13 protein-coding genes are annotated in these 14,613 nt (G+C 68.8%); 4 read left to right on the forward strand and 9 right to left on the reverse strand.

Features of this window, described 5'->3' with window-relative positions:
• Window positions 1–15 precede the first annotated feature (15 nt).
• A complete protein-coding gene (locus ACFSVL_RS26250; protein WP_378308211.1) occupies window positions 16–615 on the forward strand; it encodes a MarR family winged helix-turn-helix transcriptional regulator in 600 nt (199 codons plus the stop codon).
• 69 nt (window positions 616–684) lie between these two features.
• On the opposite strand, the gene ACFSVL_RS26255 is transcribed toward ACFSVL_RS26250, so the two are convergent.
• From ACFSVL_RS26255 to ACFSVL_RS26270, 4 genes are all read right to left on the reverse strand, one after another.
• Window positions 685–2,151, reverse strand: coding sequence for a catalase (locus ACFSVL_RS26255; protein WP_378308212.1), 1,467 nt, complete (start codon window positions 2,149–2,151; stop codon window positions 685–687).
• A complete protein-coding gene (locus ACFSVL_RS26260; protein WP_378308213.1) occupies window positions 2,148–2,570 on the reverse strand; it encodes a Fur family transcriptional regulator in 423 nt (140 codons plus the stop codon). The genes ACFSVL_RS26255 and ACFSVL_RS26260 overlap by 4 nt, the downstream gene beginning before the upstream one ends.
• Before the next feature lie 320 nt (window positions 2,571–2,890).
• Window positions 2,891–3,556: a response regulator transcription factor gene (locus ACFSVL_RS26265; RefSeq protein WP_378308214.1), complete on the reverse strand. Its 666-nt coding sequence runs from the start codon at window positions 3,554–3,556 to the stop codon at window positions 2,891–2,893.
• Window positions 3,557–4,735, reverse strand: a complete 1,179-nt coding sequence (locus ACFSVL_RS26270; RefSeq protein WP_378308215.1) for a sensor histidine kinase — start codon at window positions 4,733–4,735, stop codon at window positions 3,557–3,559.
• A gap of 172 nt (window positions 4,736–4,907) precedes the next feature.
• Here ACFSVL_RS26270 and ACFSVL_RS26275 point away from each other — a divergent pair, with 172 nt between their 5' ends.
• Complete coding sequence (locus ACFSVL_RS26275; protein WP_378308216.1) at window positions 4,908–5,138, forward strand: hypothetical protein; 231 nt, start codon at window positions 4,908–4,910, stop codon at window positions 5,136–5,138.
• Window positions 5,139–5,151: 13 nt separating this feature from the next.
• Here ACFSVL_RS26275 and ACFSVL_RS26280 read toward each other — a convergent pair whose 3' ends face one another.
• Window positions 5,152–6,582, reverse strand: a complete 1,431-nt coding sequence (locus tag ACFSVL_RS26280; RefSeq protein ID WP_378308217.1) for an APC family permease — start codon at window positions 6,580–6,582, stop codon at window positions 5,152–5,154.
• Window positions 6,583–7,121: 539 nt separating this feature from the next.
• Window positions 7,122–7,988, reverse strand: a complete 867-nt coding sequence (locus tag ACFSVL_RS26285; protein ID WP_378308218.1) for an alpha/beta fold hydrolase — start codon at window positions 7,986–7,988, stop codon at window positions 7,122–7,124.
• Between the two features lie 107 nt (window positions 7,989–8,095).
• Here ACFSVL_RS26285 and ACFSVL_RS26290 point away from each other — a divergent pair, with 107 nt between their 5' ends.
• A complete protein-coding gene (locus ACFSVL_RS26290) occupies window positions 8,096–8,689 on the forward strand; it encodes a TetR/AcrR family transcriptional regulator (protein WP_378308219.1) in 594 nt (197 codons plus the stop codon).
• On the opposite strand, the gene ACFSVL_RS26295 is transcribed toward ACFSVL_RS26290, so the two are convergent.
• Window positions 8,670–9,740 carry a DUF6670 family protein gene (locus tag ACFSVL_RS26295; protein WP_378308220.1) on the reverse strand — a complete coding sequence of 357 codons (1,071 nt, stop codon included), beginning with the start codon at window positions 9,738–9,740 and terminating at the stop codon, window positions 8,670–8,672. The two genes, ACFSVL_RS26290 and ACFSVL_RS26295, sit on opposite strands and share 20 nt — an antisense overlap.
• Before the next feature lie 68 nt (window positions 9,741–9,808).
• Here ACFSVL_RS26295 and ACFSVL_RS26300 point away from each other — a divergent pair, with 68 nt between their 5' ends.
• On the forward strand, window positions 9,809–11,359 hold the full coding sequence (locus ACFSVL_RS26300) for an FAD-binding oxidoreductase (protein ID WP_378308221.1): 1,551 nt from the start codon (window positions 9,809–9,811) through the stop codon (window positions 11,357–11,359).
• Window positions 11,360–11,363: 4 nt separating this feature from the next.
• Here ACFSVL_RS26300 and ACFSVL_RS26305 read toward each other — a convergent pair whose 3' ends face one another.
• Both ACFSVL_RS26305 and ACFSVL_RS26310 read right to left on the reverse strand, forming a co-directional pair.
• Window positions 11,364–12,779 (reverse strand): phytoene desaturase family protein, encoded by a 1,416-nt coding sequence (locus ACFSVL_RS26305; protein ID WP_378308222.1) that lies wholly within the window; start codon window positions 12,777–12,779, stop codon window positions 11,364–11,366.
• Window positions 12,776–14,560: a DUF3556 domain-containing protein gene (locus ACFSVL_RS26310; RefSeq protein ID WP_378308223.1), complete on the reverse strand. Its 1,785-nt coding sequence runs from the start codon at window positions 14,558–14,560 to the stop codon at window positions 12,776–12,778. Before ACFSVL_RS26310 ends, ACFSVL_RS26305 begins: the two co-directional genes overlap by 4 nt.
• Window positions 14,561–14,613 lie beyond the last annotated feature (53 nt).

The raw sequence follows: 14,613 nt of genomic DNA on the forward strand, positions 1-14,613 counted from the left end.
CGCGAGGCGGTGCGCATGCCCGAGCCCGAACCCAGCCTCGACCGGCGGCTGGCCGACGCCATCGAACGGCTCGGCAACGGCCTCCGTTCGCTGTCCCAGCACAGCGCCCGCACGCAGGGCCTTTCGCCGTTACAGCAGCAAGCCGTGCTGTCCCTTGCCCGGCAACCCGCGGCCCGGCGCGAGGTGAACGCGCTGGCCGCCGCGTTCGACGTGACCACCCCGACGATGTCCGACGCGGTCAGCGCGCTGGAACGCAAGGAGCTCCTCACCCGCTCACCGGGCTCGGACGGACGCCGCCGCCTGCTCACCCTGACCGACCGCGGCCACGAGGTCGCCGCCGAACTGGCGGACTGGGACGAGCAGCTGGTGCGCTCGCTGGCCGCCCGTCCGGAGGCGGACCGGGCCACGACGCTGCACACGCTGTTGCGGGTGATCGCGGACCTGCAGGCCACCGGGGCGATCAGCGTGGCCCGGGTGTGCACGACCTGCCGGTTCTTCGGCCCGGACACCCACCCGGACCCTCGCGCGCCCCATCACTGCCACCTGCTGCGACAGCCCTTGGCGCTGACCGACTTGCGCACCGACTGCCCCGAACACGAGCAAGCGACCGCCTGACGTCCGTGAGGGGAACCCTGAGGGAATCAGATTCCCTCAGGGTTCCCCTCACGGACAGCTAGACCAGCGTCACAGCGCCCCGATCTCCTCGCACGCCTTCCGCACTCCCGCGCCGTAAGCCGGGTCTGCCTTGCCGCAGTTCTCGATGTGCAGTTCGACCGTCTCCTTGCGAGCGCCCTTGATCGCCCGCGCCGTGTTCTCGAACAGCCGCTGCCGCTCGTCCTCGGTCATCAGCCGGAAGAGGTTGCCGGGCTGCTCGAAGTAGTTGTCGTCGTCCTCGCGGAAGTCGAACCGGTCCGCGACCGCGCCCGCCGCCTCCGCGGGCTCGGCGTACTGCGGCTGCTCGGCCCACCGTCCGTAGGTGTTCGGCTGCACGCCCGGCACCCCGCCCTTGTTGCCGTCCACGCGCATCGCTCCGTCGCGGTGGTAGCTGTTCACCAGCGTCGCCGCGTGCGGGCAGTTGACCGGGATCTGGTGGTGGTTCACGCCGAGCCGGTAGCGGGTCGCGTCGCCGTAGGAGAAGAGCCTGCCCTGCAGCATCTTGTCCGGGCTGACCGAGATCCCCGGCACCAGGTTGGCCGGGGTGAACGCGGCCTGCTCGACGTCGGCGAAGTAGTTCTCCGGGTTGCGGTTCAGCTCCAGCTCGCCCACCTCGATGAGCGGATAGTCCTTCTTGCTCCACACCTTCGTGAGGTCGAACGGGTGGAACCGGTACGTCGCCGCGTCCGCCTCGGGCATCACCTGCACGTACAGCGTCCACTTAGGATAGTCGCCCTGTTCGATCGCCTCGTACAGGTCGCGCTGGTGCGATTCGCGGTCCTGGCCGATCAGCTCGGTCGCGTCCGCGTCGGTGAGATTCTCGATCCCCTGCTTCGTGCGGAAGTGGAACTTGACCCAGTGCCGCTCGCCCGCGGCGTTGATCAGGCTGAACGTGTGCGAGCCGAAGCCGTGCATGTGCCGGTAGGACTTCGGGATGCCGCGGTCGCTCATCACGATGGTGACCTGGTGCAGCGCCTCGGGCAGGTTCGTCCAGAAGCCCCAGTTGTTCTCCGGGCTGCGCAGGTTCGTCCGCGGGTCGCGCTTCACCGCGTGGTTCAGGTCGGGGAACTTCAGCGGGTCGCGGTGGAAGAAGACCGGCGTGTTGTTGCCGACCACGTCCCAGTTGCCCTGCGAGGTGTAGAAGCGGACGGCGAACCCGCGGATGTCGCGTTCGGCGTCCGCCGCGCCGCGTTCGCCCGCGACGGTGGAGAACCGCGCGAACGTCTCGACCTCGTTGCCGACCTTGCTGAACAGCGCGGCCTTGGTGTAGCGGCTGATGTCGTGGGTGACGGTGAACTTGCCGAAAGCACCGGACCCCTTGGCGTGCATCCGCCGTTCCGGGATGACCTCGCGGTCGAAGTGCGCGAGCTTCTCCACCAGCCAGAGGTCCTGGAGCAGGAGCGGGCCGCGCGCGCCCGCGGTAAGGCTGTTCTGGTTGTCGGCGACCGGGGCCCCCGCCGCGGTGGTCAGCGGGTCGGTGTTGTCAGCGAAAGTCATTGCTCCTCTTTTCTCGGCGGTGCGGACAGACAGGACGGGCAGGTGCCCCAATACGTCACCTCGGCCGCGTCGATGCGGTAGCCGTTTTCCTCCGCGGGCGGGAGGTCGACGCGCTCGACGTCCGCCACCGCCCCGCACACCCGGCACGCGACGTGGTCGTGATCGTCGGTGCGCAGTTCGAACCGGGCGCGCGAGCCGGGCAGTTCGAGCCTCCGCACCAGACCGGCCGCGAGCAGCGCGGCCAGCACGTCGTAAACCGCTTGCGCGGAAACGGACCCGAGCTTCCCGCGGACCTCGTCGCGGATGTGCTCGAACCCGGCGTGCGGCCTGCTTCCCAGCACCTCCAGCACCGCGATCCGCTGTTTGGTGATCCGCAGCGAAACACCGCGGAGCGCGGCGACCGCATCCGCAGCCTGCACGACGGTTCCTCCCACCCCGGCACGGAGAACCAGCCAGGCAACTAGTTAGGACTCCTAGCGGTAGTGTGGCAGGCCGTCCGCGGCGGCACAAGGGAAATCCGGATCGATTCCAGAAAAGCACCCGAAGGGGTTCCCCTGGGCGGACTTCGGCGACAAGATCGTACCGAAGCACGGAGACGGTTCACTCCGACAAACAGCTTAAAATGCCGCCGCGTTATTCTCGGTGCGCCAATTGGCCCACTTGATTCGCATTCCGTCGACGAATGCGCACTTGTTTTCGAATACCTTCGTCAAAACTGGATGGCGCTGAGGATTTCCGGTCAGTCCTCGCTGTCGCGCACCACCAGCGCGATCTGCACCCGGTTCACCACGCCCAGCTTCGCGAACAGGCTGCTCGTATGCGCCTTCACCGTCGCCACGCTGATGTGCAGCCGCGCCCCGACCTCGGCGTTCGACAACCCGTCTGCGATCGCCCGCGCGGTGTCCCGCTCGCGCTCGGTCAACGCGGACAGCCGGGCACGCGCCGTCTCCCGTGCCGCGCGCCGGGTCTCCGACGACTGCGGGCCCATCGCCGCGCTGATCAACCGGCTGGTGGCCGCCGGGGAGAGCGCGGGATTCCCGTCGGCGACCGAGCGCACCGCGGCCAGGATGTCCGGCGGCGGGGTGTCCTTGAGCACGAACCCGAGCGCGCCTGCCCGCAGCGCGCCGAGCACCATCTCGTCGGAGTCGAAGGTGGTCAGCACCAGGATGCGCGGCGGATCCGGCCAGCCGAGGATGGCTTCGGTCGCGCTCAGCCCGTCGCGGCCGGGCATCCGCACGTCCATCAGCACGACGTCCGGGCGCAGCCGGCGGACCTCGGTGATCGCGGCGTCGCCGTCCGCGGCCTCGCCGGCGACCTCCAGGTCGGCTTCGCCGTCGAGCATGAGCCGCAACGACATCCGCACCAGCTGATCGTCGTCGACGATCACGACCCGCACCCGGTCCACTCACTCGCTCCCTTCGCCGCGGGCAGGCCACGGCAGCCACGCGGTCAGCACGAACCCGCCGTCCGGGTCCGCGTGATGGTCAAGTTCACCACCCGCCAGCTCCACCCGTTCGGACAGGCCCAGCAAGCCGAACCCGGCCGACGGCGGCGGTGCCGTACCCCGCGCCGCGCCGGAATCCCGCACGGTCACCCGGAGCCCGTCGCCCTCCCCACCGGTGACGGTAACGCGCACCTCGGCGCCGGGGGCGTGTTTCCCGGCATTGGTCAGTCCTTCCTGGACAATCCGGTACACCGTCCGCGCGAGCAGATCCGGCGGGGTGCCGACGGAATCCGGGGTGTATTCGACGTGGACGCCGAGCGCCCGGGCATCGGCGACCAGCGCGGGCAGATTCGCGAGCGACGGCTGCGGCGGCTCAAGCCCGCCCGGGCTGGCCCGCAGCACCCCGAGCACCTCCCGCAGCTCCTCCAGCGCCTGATGCGCGCCGTCGGCGATCCCCTTGGCCAGCAGCGACACCTGATCAGCCGGCAGGTCAGTGCGATGCCCGAGCACCCCTGCCTGCATCGCGACCAGCGAAACCCGATGCGCGAGGACGTCGTGCATCTCGCGCGCGATCCGGTGCCGTTCGACAATCCGCGCCTCCGCCGCCCGCGCGACCTGCTCGCGTTCGGCGCTCTCCGCCCGGTCCCGCAGCGACTGCAGCTCCTCGCGCCGCGCCCCGATCGCCGCCCCGATCGCGACGACGATGCCGGTGATCAGCACGATGAACGAAAGCGACAACCACCACGGGTCCGGGTCCTCGCCGCGCGGGTAGAGCTCTTCGGTGATCGCCGCGGTCGCGACGCACGCGAACCCGATGAACGTGATCTCAAGCGGACGACGCCGGGTCGCGAGCGAGCCGAGCACGAGCAGCGCGGCACCCCCGGCGGACGTCGACACCGCCGAGACGGTCACCACTCCCGTCGCGATCGAGAGCGGATACTTCCGCCGCCACAGGGACACGACGAGGCAGCCGAGGCCGATGATCGGGTCGCCGAAGATCAGCCACCCGATCCGCGGGTCCTCGGATCCCTCCGGCAGCTGCGCGGCGACTGCCAGCCAGGCGAACACGCCGAGCAGCGCGGCCACGACCAGCCGCCACCCCTGCTGCCACGCCTTGAGCTTGGCCTGCGCGACGATCACCCGCCCATCTTCGCCGATCCGCCCCGGCCGTGCAGCCGCCCGCGGCACAGACCGCGCCCTAGACCAAAGTCGTAACCCTCGACTTTGGTCGGCCCCGTTTCACTCCGCAGGTCCGATGCCCGTGGCGGCCGTGGCCGTCACACTGAGTGCACCACGAACTCGAGGAGAGCAGATGAGCAAGGGCGGCTACTCGGCAGTGCAGATCGCCGGCATGGTGATCACCGTCGTATGCGCGCAGGCCGCGATCCGCAGTTTCTTCGACCACGACGCGCGCCAGCTGTGGGGAGCCTTCGACTGGGTCCCCGGCGGATGGGGCGGGCAACTGGTCGCGCTGCTGATCCTGACGCTGGCCGGAATGGTGCTCGCCGGCTGGGCGCACGACCGGGCCAAGGCGAACAGCTGAGTCCTTTCCGGACTCAATGCACCTCCGGCCCGAGCGCCGCATACGTCTCCGGCCGCCGCCTGCGCAGGTAGGCCGCGAACAGAAGCCCCGCGACGATCAGGACCGGCAACAGCCACGGCAGCAACCCGATCCACGCCGCGTCGGACCCGGCCATCGTCGGAAAGTTCAGCACCGCCAGCACGATCACCGCGATCAGCCCGGCCCCGCCGAGCCCCGGCGCGATGAACGTGCTCCACCAATGCGGATCACGCCGCTGCCGGAAGAACACCACCACCGCGATCGACGCCATCGCCTGCAGCACCAGAATCGCCAACGTCCCGAACCCGGTCATCGACGACGTCAGGAACGCGACCGGATCCAGCCCGAGCACCGCGAAAATCGCCGCGACCACGGTAGCGAACCCGATCTGCGCGGCACTGGCGTTACGGGGCGTACCGGAAACGGTGCGCCCCAACGCCTTCGGCAGCACCCCGTCCCGGGCGAGCGCGTAAACGTAGCGGCTCGCGGAGTTGTGCAACGCCAGCAAGGCCGCGAACAGACTGACCACCAGCAGCAGTTGCATGACGTCGGTGAGCGCAGTGCCAAGAACGTCCTGCGAGGTAGCGAGCAACAGATCGCCAGCCGCAAGATGTTCCTGCGCCACCGATTTCGCGTTCTCCACGCCAATCGAGCTCACCAACGCGAGCGACGTCACCGCCGCGAACACCCCAATCGCGATCACCGCGATATAGGTAGCACGCGGCACCGACCGATTCGGATCCCGCGCTTCCTCGCTGAACAACGCGGTTGCCTCAAACCCGATAAAACACGTGGCAGCGAACAACAATCCAAGCCCGATCGACCCGGACGTCACCACCGCGGGCGACAACGCACTGAACGAATACCCGGACTGCACCAGCACCGCGACATCGAACACCACCAAAATGCTGACCTCGAGGATCAGCGAAACAGCCAGCACCTTCGCCGAAACGTCCACCCCACGCCGGCTCAACAGGAAAACGGCGGCCACCGACAGTCCCGCCCAAACCTCCCACGGCAAGTCAAGGTGAAAGACCCGGTTGACCACACCCCCCGTCAACGCCCCCGAGGTCCCCACGGCCCCCGCGACGAAGCAGTTGTACCCCGCCAACGCGACAAACGCCCCCGACAACCCAGCCGGCCGCCCGAGCGCGGCGGTCAAGTAGGCGTAGAAGCCACCCGCGTTCGAGACGTACCGGCTCATCCGCGCATACCCCACGCCGAACAGCAACAACACGACCCCGGCGATCAGGAACGACGCGGGCATCCCGCCGCCATTGCCCAGCGCGATCCCGAGCCCCGCGATCACGACCATGCCAGTCAACGGCGCGACGGCGGCGAGCACGAGGAACGCGATCCCGCCCGTACCGAGCGCATTAGCGCGAAGCCGCCCTTCGACAGCCTCCGGCGACGACTGCTGTGGCATCAATGCCCTCCCGATCCGCTCCGGGCGCTCCTGCCCCGAGGCGTCCCAGTGTGCTAGCCGAGGCGGCCTCGCCCCTTGTCGTCGCAGGCAGAGGTCTTGGCAATCCGCGCACCCCCGCCCTCGCCGAGGCAAGTTCCGTGAGGGCCACCTTCACAGCCCCAGATTCCCTCAGGGTTCCCCTCACGTCCCACTGGCACCGGCGAAGTCCGTGAGGGGCCCCTTCACGGACTTAGATTCCCTCAAGGAGTCCTTCACGGACCTTCGCCGCCCGCCCGCCGGGATCGCCCCAATGTGGCATTGGGTGCGTCGCATGCACCCAATGTGGCGTTGGTTGCGTCAGATGCACCCAATGCCACATTGGGGCGCTAGCCCCGCCCCGCCACCAACCGCCGCCGATGCACCCACCCAGCGAGGCACCCACACCACCCCCGCACCCCGATACGAAGCCAAAACGCGGTCTGAGGGTGCTTGTCAAGGCATCTTTCCCGCCTTGACAAGCACCCGCAGACCGTAGTCACAATCGAGCTTCGGGGTGCCCCTCAACCACCCGCCTGCAAGCTCGCCGCCAGGCGACGAGCAAACGCCTCCGGCTGCCCCGCATACCCGCTCCCCTCCCCCAAGAACCCCCCATGATGACTGGGAAACATCACCACCCCAGACCCAAGCTGAGCAGCAACCCCCCGAGCAGTCCGCGCAGTAAACGTATCCCCGGTCTCCTCCCCCACCCCCACCACAACCCGCGTCCGAGCCGCGTTCAACGCCGCCACATCCGGCACATAATCAATCACCGGCCGCGACCGCTCAGACAACAACGGATCATCCCGCCGCCCGTCATCCTCCGCGGGCAGCCCGAACTGCCCCGGCTCCGCGACCGGCAACCCGAAGAACTCCTCCGTAAACTCCCCAACCCAGCTAGTCATCGCGATAAACGCAGCCATCCCATACCCCCACCCCCGGGACAGATACACCTCCGTCATCGCATCACAAGCCCGCGCAGCAGCCGCCGCATCCGGCAACGCCGAAATCACCGGCGGCTCATGCGCCACCAGCGTCACGACATCGTCCGGATAAGCCGCCACCAACGCCAGCGCGGTAACCGCCCCACCGCTACTGGCGAACAAATCAACCGGCCCGGCCCCGAGCGCCTCGATCACCGCATGCACGTCCCCGGCCTGCACCTCGGGCCGATTCTCCGTACTGCCATCAGACCGCGTACTACGCCCGATCCCGCGCGGGTCATAGGTGACCACCGTCTGCTCCGGAAACAACGGCGCCAGCGCACTGAACCCACTGGCATCCATCGGCTGCCCGATCATCAAGAGCGGCCGGACCCCGTCCGAAACCGGCTGGTTCTGCACGTCATAGACGATGTCCGCACCGTCAGTCGCAAGATGGTATGCAGGCATAACGAACCTCCCCTGTCCGATGAAGAAGAGCAGCCTACCCGACCATCGCCCCGCTAGGTCCATTGTGGACCGCAGCACCGCCGCACCCGTTCGGCTATGCTGGCCAGGTGACGAATCCGGCAGGCAGCAAGGGAATGCCGCGCCCCGAGCGGGAGCGGCTGATCCTCGACGCCGCCGTCCAGGAGTTCGGCACGCAGGGCTACGCGCACGCCTCGGTAGCCGCCATCGCCCGCCGGGCGGAAATTTCCAAACCGTTGGTATACGGCTATTTCGAGTCCAAGGACGGCCTCTACCTGGCCTGCCTGCACCGCGGCGCGGCCCCGCTGGTCGACGCCGTCACCGAAGCCCAGTCCGGCACCGGCCTCTCCCGCGCGCTAGGCACGCTGGAGGCCATCTTCCGCACCCTCGAACCCCGCCGCCTGGACTGGGCAGTCCTGTGGGACCCCACCCTCCCGCCAGGCTCCGCGGTCGCCGAAGCAGCCCGCTCCTACCGCCGGAAACTGTCCTCCCTCGGCGCGGAAGGCACGAAGGAAGCCTTGTCCTCAGCCGGTTTCGCCGACCCCGCCGACGCGTCGCTGTTCGCCCGCATCTGGTACGGCGCGGTCGCCGCCACCGTCAACTGGTGGCTGGAGCACCCGGAGGAGCCCGCCGAAATCACCACCCAGCGCTGCGCCCGGATCCTCAACTCGCTGCGCGGCTGACTTCGCAGTCGACCCACTCGAAATACCCAGTCCCCGATACCGGCTGCTGCCAAAAAGTGCCGGAATACGTGTAAGCACCGACATAACCGCGCCCGTGGCCATACCGCAGTGGACTGTCCACAACGGCCTCCAGCGCGACCACCTCATCCGCACCGTCCCGGACCGTCCAGCGAAACCGCTCCGGCACCCGCATCTCGCGCCCCCGCGGATCGACCTCCGGCTCAGCACGGTGCTCAACCTCGACCTGGACCTCCCGGAACGCCACCGCGGAACCGTCGAGCGTGCGCAAATGCGCGAGACGGCACGCAGTCGCCCCGGCCGCGCGAACATCGGTGAGCAACAGCTGAGTCCGGTCGTCCAGATTGATGATCTGGTAGGTAAAGAAGTCGATCGGAAGCTTGAACCGCAGTGGCAACGGCGTACGACGAAGTGCTTGCGGGGACAGCGATCGCGCGTACTCGACCGTGCAGAGGCCGCCGATCTCGGTCTCACCGGTGTCATCGGTGATCATGCCGGTGAAGGTGGCGAGCAGGCTCAAGTGGTCGTACGCCGGATTGCGCACAAACCACGACACCTGCGGGGTCGCGGTGATCTCCAGGTCCGCCGAGAAGCCGTCGTAACGCGCGTGCACCTGGTACGACGGATGCGCCGCTTCGATCGCGAGGTCGGAGTCCCATTCCAGCCGCGAACCGTCCTCGGCGAAGCGGCATTCGGTGCGGGAATCGTAGGCCCGGTAGTGATGGTGCCCCGGCGCTGCCGTGGACGAGAGCACAGTCGTGGTGCGGCGGGCGTCCGAGGTCGCGAGGTAGTCGTTGTCGAAGCAGACCGCGCCGGTGCTGCCGATCAGGGTCATGGTGTTGAGGTAGCGGAACGGCCGGGGCAGCTCCGGCACGAAGATGCCGTAGTGCGTCCACGCCCAGGTCCGCGAGCCCGGATGCGGCCGCAGCAGCTCAGGCCGGCCGAACGGTTTCGCGGATTCCTCGATCCGCTGGTCGAAGCGGGGCAGCACCCGGTTCACCACGAACGGCGCGGCGGCGGTCAGCAGGCTCATCTTTCCTCCTCAGTGCCTATTACCCTAGAGTAAGTTACTCTAGAGTCACTTCGGAAGGGAGCAGTCGGATGACACGGTCCTGGTGGGGTTGGGGCGACACGGAGGAAGCGCTGACCACCGAAGAGTCGGAAGCGCTGGTCGCCCGCACGTCCGCGTTCCTTCCCGCGCACGACTTCACCGACCACGCCCCGCCATCACCGGATGACCTGCCGGTGCCCCGGCCGCACCTCCGCCCGCCCGCCGCGCTGGCCCGGCTGTGCTCGACCGATCCGGTCGACCGGCTGTCGCACGCGCGCGGCAAGGCGTTCCGCGACGTCGTGCGGAACCTGGAAGGGCGGGTCGAAGCGGTGCCGGACGTCGTCGCGCGGCCGGAGACCGAGCAGGACGTCCTCGACCTTCTGGACTGGTGCTCGGTCAGCGGCACGCCGGTAATCCCTTACGGCGGCGGAAGTTCTGTCGTCGGCGGCATCGAGCCCCGGTTCCCCGCCCCCGCGGTGTCGATGGATCTCGAACGCCTCGACCAGGTCGCGGAGATCGAGCGGACGAGCCGCACCGCGCGGATCCAGGCCGGGGTGTACGGCCCCGCGCTGGAGGACCAACTGCGCCCGCACGGGCTGACGCTGCGGCACTATCCCCAGTCGTTCACGCACTCCACGCTGGGCGGCTGGCTCGCGACCCGCGCCGGCGGCCACTTCGCCACGCTGGCCACACACATCGACGACCTCACCGAATCCCTGCGCGTCGTGACTCCGGCGGGCGTCAGCGAATCGCGCCGGCTGCCCGGTTCGGGGGCCGGACCGTCGCCGGATCGGTTGTTCCTCGGCTCGGAAGGCGCACTGGGCGTGATCACCGAAGCCTGGATGCGCCTGCAGGAACGTCCGCGCTGGCAGGCGAAAGCGTCGGTGAGCTTCACCAAGTACGCCGACGCAGTACGAGCGACCCGGGCAGTCGCCCAGTCCGGTCTGTACCCGGCGAACTGTCGGCTCCTCGACGCCGCTGAAGCGTTTCTCAACACCGGCGTCCAGACGGACGGCTTGCTGCTGCTCGCCTTCGAGTCCGCCGACCACCCCGTGGACGCCTGGCTGGACCGTGCACTCGAACTGACCGCGGACCACGGCGGCACGGTCACCGCCCGCAGCGGCGAATCCGGTTCGACGTGGCGATCGTCGTTCCTGCGCATGCCGTACCAGCGCGACGCGCTCGCCCGCCGGTCGATGGTGGTGGAGACCTTCGAGACCGCTTGTACCTGGGACGCGTTCGAGTCCCTCCACGAGGCAGTCACGACGGCCGCGAACGCGGCGATCGCCGAAATCTGCGGCGCGGGCGTGGTGACCTGCCGGTTCACCCACGTCTATCCCGACGGCCCCGCGCCGTACTACGGCATCTATGCCACCGGCCGCTGGGGCAGCACTGTCGCGCAGTGGGACGAGCTGAAAACCGCGGTGTCCGAAGCACTTCTGGCCAACGGCGGCACGATCACCCACCATCACTCGGTCGGCCGCGACCACCGCCCGTGGTACGACCGGCAGCGCCCGGACCCGTTCGCCGCCGCCCTGTCCGCGGCGAAGAACGCGCTAGACCCGGCGGGCGTGCTGAACCCGGGCGTCCTGCTCCGGTAGCCCATCAACGCCGCAGATACCGCAACGCCCGTGCCGCCGCGTGACTGCCGCACATCCCGTGCGCGCCCGGTCCCGGCGGCGTGGCCGCGGAACACACGAAGTGCCCCGGAACGCCGACATCATACGGCTGCAAGGTCGCACGCGGCCCGAACACCAGCTGCCGCACGTCCTTCGCTCCAGTGAGGATGTTCCCGCCGACGAAGTTCGGGTTCCCCGCGGCGAATTCCGCCGACGACGTAGTCACCGAACCGATCACCCGCTCCCGGAACCCGGGCGCGAACCGTTCGATCTGCGCGGTGATCGCATCGGTCGCGTCGCCGGCGTAGCCGTGCGGCACATGCGCGTACGCCCACACCGGATGCACCTCACCGACCGAACGGGACGGATCGGCCAGATACTGCTGTCCCAGCAACACAAACGGCCGCTCCGGCATCCGTCCGTTGTGGACTTCCCACTCGCCGGCAGCGACTTCCGCCGCCGACCCTCCCAAGTGGACGGTTCCGGCCGCCCGCGCTTCCGGCGAGCGCCACGGAATTCCGTCCTGCACCGCGAAGTCCACTTTGAACGCACCAGGACCGTAGCGGAACCGCTCGTACGCGCGCCGGACGCGCGGCGGCAAGCGGTCACCGAGCACCGAAGCCAGTGCACGAGGCCCGACATCCCACACCACCACGTCCGCGCGCGGCAGCTGCGAAACCGACTGCACCACCACCCCGGTCTCGACCTTCCCGCCGAAGTCGGCCACCAACGCGGCCAACGCGTCGCTGATCGCCTGTGAGCCACCTTCGGCGACCGCCCAGCCGTGCCGGTGCCCAGCGGTGAGAATGCCGAGCCCGATCGCCGACGACAACGGCCGGTCCAGCGGACGGAACGCGTGCGCCGCCACCCCGAGCCACAGCGCACGCGCCTGCTCGGTGCGGAAGTACCGGGCCAGCACGGTCGCCGGCGCGAGCGTCGGCAGACCGAACCGGCCCAGCAGCAACGGATGTTTCGGCAGCCGCAGCAGCGGGCCGAGAATGTCCTCGCTCAACGCGTCGTAGTTCTGCGCGGGAGAGGAAAACAGCGCAGCCCAGCGACGCTCGTCCGGGCCGAGTCCGGCGGCGGTGTCGGCGACCGAGGTCCGCAGGACTCCGGCCGTGCCGTCGTCGAGCGGGTGCACGCAGTCGATCTCCGGCAGCCGCCAGCGCAGGCCGTACCGCTCGAGCCCGAGGCTGGTCAGCACCGGCGAGCCGACCGCCATCGGATGCGTCGCGGAACAGTGGTCGTGGCGCAGGCCGGGGACGATCGCCTCGTAGGTGCGGGTGCCGCCGCCGATCTCGTCGGCGGCCTCCAGCACCGTCACGTCGACCCCGGCGCGCGCCAGCACAGCCGCCGCGGCGAGCCCGTTGGGTCCGCTGCCGACCACCACCGCCGTGGTCATGCCGGCACGCTGCTGGTCTTGGCCTGGCTCGCGGTCCAGGTGACGGTGAGCGGAATCGGGCCGTTCGGCAGCCACGGCTGTTCGTGCACCGCGTCGGCCACGGTCCAGTGCCCGCGCTCGACCACCCCCAGCGCCGCGTCAATCACCTGGTAATGCTGCACCTTCGAGTGGATGGCCTGCGACTCGACCCACACCACGATCCACTCGCCGGGCGCGAAGCCGACCCGCTTCTGCACCGCGGTGACGAAGTCGAGGCCGTGCAGGTGCCCGTCGCCGAAATTGAACCCGAGGATCGAGTTGCACCCGAATTCGGCCTCCCGGACGGTCCGCGTCTCAAGATCCGGCAGGGTCTTCGCGAGCACGGAGAACAGCCCGCGGCCCTGGCTGTGCATCGACCGCCACGCGATCGTCTGCTGCATGGTGATTTCCGCGATCTCGGCCGGGTAGCCCATCGCCCGCAACTGGTCGACCTGGTTCTTCGCCGGCCGGTGCGGCAGCGTGTTCAGCTTCGCCTCGGCACCCGGCGCGAACGCCCACAGCGCCGACGCCCAGTTGCCCGCGTACTGCCGCATCGACGGCAGGAACGACACCAGATCCGGCCGCAGGTTGCCGAGCACCGGGAAGAACAGCAGCGCGGCCGCGATCACGACGCCGAGCCAGCCAGGGGTCAGGTCGCCAACGCCGTATCCAGCGCTCGCCGGGAAGCCGAGGAACAGGAAGATCGCGAGGTAGCCGAAGAGAATGTTCCACTCCAGCGGCACGGCAAGCGGAAAGGTGGACGTGATGAACAGGTGGAACACCACCATCAGCACGACCCCGGCGAGCGTGACCCAGTGATTGGCGGAGAACAGCAGCACCAGCGGCGTGATGATTTCCACCGTGGTCCCGCCGACGTGCGCCATGAACGACGCGAGCTTCGACGGCCGGATGTCGTTCGGGAAGTCGCGGTAATGCGCCCGCTTCAACCATTTGAACGGAACGCACGGGCTGTTGGACACCATGGGCGGCACCACGTTCGTGAAGTGCTTGCCGAATTTCGAAACGCCCGCGCCGATCCACACGACGCAGATCAGCAGCTTCGCCGCGATGATCATGTTCACGAACGGCAGGAAGGCGAAGAACACCAGCGCGGGCAGATACTGTTCACCGCGAGCGGCGAGGAAAATCGTCTTGTCCCGCAGGCCATTCAGCACGTACAGCACGATCGGCGCGATCAGCAACGCCGGGCGAACCAGACCCGAGGTGTTGCCGGCCAGCGCGGCCGACAAGGCCGCGTCCGGGACCCCTGGCAGGACGATCGCGGTCAGCAGCGAGGCGAGAAAAGCCAGGTACAGCAGCACATCGAAGCCGCTCCGGCGGTCGCCCTTGGTGAACGGCACGCGCTTCCACGGCCGCAGCCGGATCGTGCCGGGCCGCGCCCAGAACAGGATCCCGCCGGTCATCGGCTTGAACTTGCCCGCGATCGGCCCCCAGGAACCGGCGACACCGACCGCTTCCAGCAATACCGTCCACAGCACGAGCTTTTGGTAAACCACTGGCTCGTGCCACCACGCGGCGACGTCCCAGAACGGACCGACGCCGGACGTCGCGGTGGCAATCGCCACTCCGGCCAGCACGTACAGGAAGAGCAGCTTCACCACGTACGTCGCCGGAATCATCTTGGGCGAGCCGAAGCCGAACTGGACCCAGTGCAGCGCGAGCGCCTTGGTCCGTTCAAACAGTGGCTTCCGCAGGAAAGTTTCCGGATCGACCGGGGGAAAGTCCCCTGTCTTGAACCCCATTGTTCTCCGCCTTTCTCCGGGCAGCATCGACCGGACCCGCGAATACGGGCACG

This window comes from Amycolatopsis silviterrae, from assembly GCF_042684085.1.
Taxonomy (GTDB): Bacteria; Actinomycetota; Actinomycetes; order Mycobacteriales; family Pseudonocardiaceae; genus Amycolatopsis; species Amycolatopsis silviterrae.

Bases quoted from the DNA above. Each gene is read 5' to 3' on its own strand.
- ACFSVL_RS26275 (WP_378308216.1), top strand. From the start codon at position 4,908: ATGAGCAAGGGCGGCTACTCGGCAGTGCAGATCGCCGGCATGGTGATC.
- ACFSVL_RS26300 (WP_378308221.1), top strand. From the start codon at position 9,809: ATGACACGGTCCTGGTGGGGTTGGGGCGACACGGAGGAAGCGCTGACC.
- ACFSVL_RS26250 (WP_378308211.1), top strand. From the start codon at position 16: ATGCCCGAGCCCGAACCCAGCCTCGACCGGCGGCTGGCCGACGCCATC.
- ACFSVL_RS26305 (WP_378308222.1), bottom strand. From the start codon at position 12,779: ATGACCACGGCGGTGGTGGTCGGCAGCGGACCCAACGGGCTCGCCGCG.
- ACFSVL_RS26295 (WP_378308220.1), bottom strand. From the start codon at position 9,740: ATGAGCCTGCTGACCGCCGCCGCGCCGTTCGTGGTGAACCGGGTGCTG.
- ACFSVL_RS26285 (WP_378308218.1), bottom strand. From the start codon at position 7,988: ATGCCTGCATACCATCTTGCGACTGACGGTGCGGACATCGTCTATGAC.
- ACFSVL_RS26255 (WP_378308212.1), bottom strand. From the start codon at position 2,151: ATGACTTTCGCTGACAACACCGACCCGCTGACCACCGCGGCGGGGGCC.
- ACFSVL_RS26280 (WP_378308217.1), bottom strand. From the start codon at position 6,582: ATGCCACAGCAGTCGTCGCCGGAGGCTGTCGAAGGGCGGCTTCGCGCT.
- ACFSVL_RS26310 (WP_378308223.1), bottom strand. From the start codon at position 14,560: ATGGGGTTCAAGACAGGGGACTTTCCCCCGGTCGATCCGGAAACTTTC.